Source organism: Streptomyces prasinopilosus (assembly GCF_001419695.1).
Classification (GTDB): domain Bacteria; phylum Actinomycetota; class Actinomycetes; order Streptomycetales; family Streptomycetaceae; genus Streptomyces; species Streptomyces prasinopilosus.
Genome location: NZ_LIRG01000068.1, coordinates 1 through 2,436, shown reverse-complemented (window position 1 = coordinate 2,436; position 2,436 = coordinate 1). Strand labels below are relative to the sequence as shown.

General features: G+C 75.7%; 2 protein-coding genes. One reads left to right on the top strand and one right to left on the bottom strand.

All coding sequences use genetic code 11. The features are described 5' to 3' along the window. Positions 1-517: 517 nt before the first annotated feature. Positions 518-1,471 (top strand): bifunctional riboflavin kinase/FAD synthetase, encoded by a 954-nt coding sequence (locus AOK18_RS04350; protein WP_055575177.1) that lies wholly within the window; start codon positions 518-520, stop codon positions 1,469-1,471. Positions 1,472-1,537: 66 nt separating this feature from the next. Here AOK18_RS04350 and AOK18_RS04345 read toward each other — a convergent pair. Beyond that, a partial coding sequence (locus tag AOK18_RS04345; protein WP_055693430.1) for an ABC transporter ATP-binding protein occupies positions 1,538-2,436 on the bottom strand: 899 nt, incomplete at its 5' end.

Sequence of the window (2,436 nt, the reverse complement as noted above, 5' to 3'; positions counted from 1 at the left end):
GGGTGCCGGGCCCGGCACCCCCGCCTCTCACCCCTCGCGCCGCGAACCGCTGGACCCGCTCCCTACCCGCGACCACGGCTCCGGCCGCCTGACCGCGGTGCCGGGGGCCACCGCCCGCTACGCCGGCGGCCCCCGGCGGACCGACGACCCCGGCGGACCGGTGCCCCGTGAGCGGACTCGTCCGCCGCCCCGGGCCGCTCCTCGTCCGCGCCCCGGGGGGCGCCGTCCGCGTCGATCACGTCCCGACCGCTCCGGGGCGGCACGTCCCGGGCTTCACGGCCCCCCGGCGGACGCGTCCCAGGAGAGGGCGGACGGGGTCGGACCCGACGCCCGGCGGGTGAGCGGGACCCGGGCGGGGGCGGGCGCACCCGTCCGATCCGCGACCGGGAGTGCACAGCGTCACAGTGCCGGAGCGCCGATGCCGATGCGGGCCGAGGGCGGTCGGCATGGCACTCTTAGACCTGCGCAGGAGAAGTCCACGGACTCGGCCCGACGAGGTTTCGACAAGGAGCAGGCAGTGCAGCGCTGGCGTGGCTTGGAGGACATCCCCCAGGACTGGGGGCGCAGCGTCGTCACCATCGGTTCCTACGACGGAGTCCACCGCGGGCACCAGCTGATCATCAGGCACGCCGTGGACCGTGCCCGGGAACTGGGCCTCCCCGCGGTCGTCGTCACCTTCGACCCGCACCCCAGCGAGGTCGTCCGCCCCGGCAGCCACCCGCCGCTGATCGCCCCGCACCACCGCCGCGCGGAACTCATGGCCGAGCTGGGCGTGGACGCGGTCCTGATCCTCCCCTTCACCACGGAGTTCTCGAAGCTGTCACCGGCCGAGTTCGTGGGCAAGGTCCTGGTCGACAAACTGCACGCCAGGGCGGTCGTCGAAGGCCCCAACTTCCGCTTCGGCCACCGGGCCGCGGGCACCGTGGACTTCCTCGCGGAGCAGGGCAAGGTCTACGACTTCGAGGTCGAGGTCGTCGACCTGTACGTGAGCGGCGAGGCCGGCGGCGGCGAGCCGTTCTCCTCCACCCTCACCCGCCGCCTGATCGCCGAGGGCGAGGTCGAGGGCGCCGCCGAGATCCTGGGCCGCCCGCACCGGGTGGAGGGCGTGGTCGTCAGCGGCGCCCGGCGCGGCCGCGAACTGGGCTTCCCCACGGCCAACGTCGAGACGCTCCCGCACACCGCGATCCCCGCCGACGGCGTCTACGCGGGCTGGCTGCACGCCCAGGGCGAGGCCATGCCGGCCGCGATCTCCGTCGGCACCAACCCCCAGTTCGACGGCACCGAGCGCACGGTCGAGGCGTACGCCATCGACCGCGTCGGCCTGGACCTCTACGGCCTGCACGTCGCCGTCGACTTCCTCGCCTACGTCCGCGGCCAGGCGAAGTTCGACTCGCTCGAGGCGCTGACGGAGCAGATGGCGGCGGACGTCAGGCGCTGCAAGGAACTGGTGGCAGCGGCCGGGAAGCCGTAGACACGCACGCGGACCCTCCCGTGCGGGGAGCCCCGGGCCCCGCGCGTGCGGGTCCGGACTTCCCGCTCAGCCCGGGCCGGGCCCGGCCCGGTCCTCGCGCGCGCGGGCCCAGTGGCAGGCCACCCGGCCGTCCGGGCCCCCGCCCCCGTCCTCGTTCCCGCCTTCGCCTTCGAGGATCTCCGGGTCCCGGGTCCGGCACGCGTCCGCGACGCCCGCCCGGTCCGCCTCCCCGCCGAGCAGGACCGGGCAGCGCGGGTGGAACCGGCAGCCCCCCGGCACCCGGGTCGGATCCGGCGGCTCACCGCTCAGGACCACCGGGCCGCCCGGCGCTTCCGGGAGCACCGACAGCAGGGCCCGCGTGTACGGGTGCCGGGGCGCGGTCAGCACCCGCTCCACCGGTCCGGTCTCCACGATCCGGCCGAGGTACATCACCGCGACCCGGTCGGCGATGTTCCAGGCCAGCCCGAGGTCGTGCGTGACCACCAGCGCGGACAGGCCCAGTTCGGCGCGGAGCCGGAGCAGCAGGGCCAGGATCTCGCCGCGCACGGAGGCGTCCAGGGAGGCCACCGGTTCGTCCGCGACGAGGAGTTCGGGCTCCAGGACCAGCGCGCCCGCGATCACCACCCGCTGGCGTTGACCGCCGGACAGCTCGTGCGGAAAGCGCGGGAGGAAGCGCTCCGGCGGCCGCAGCCCGGCCCGGGACAGGGCCCTCACGACCGCCGCCCGCTCGTCACCGCGGTGCTCGTGGATGCGCAGCCCCTCGGCCACCGCGTCGTACACCGTGTGCCGGGGGTTGAGCGAGCCGTTCGGGTCCTGGAGGACCAGCTGGACCCGCTTGCGGTACGCCTTGAGGGAGCGGCCGGAGTGGTCGAGCGGCCGCCCGTCGAAGGAGACGTGCCCCGCGGTCGGCTCGACCAGGCCCAGCAGGGCGCGGGCCAGGGTCGTCTTGCCGCAGCCCGACTCGC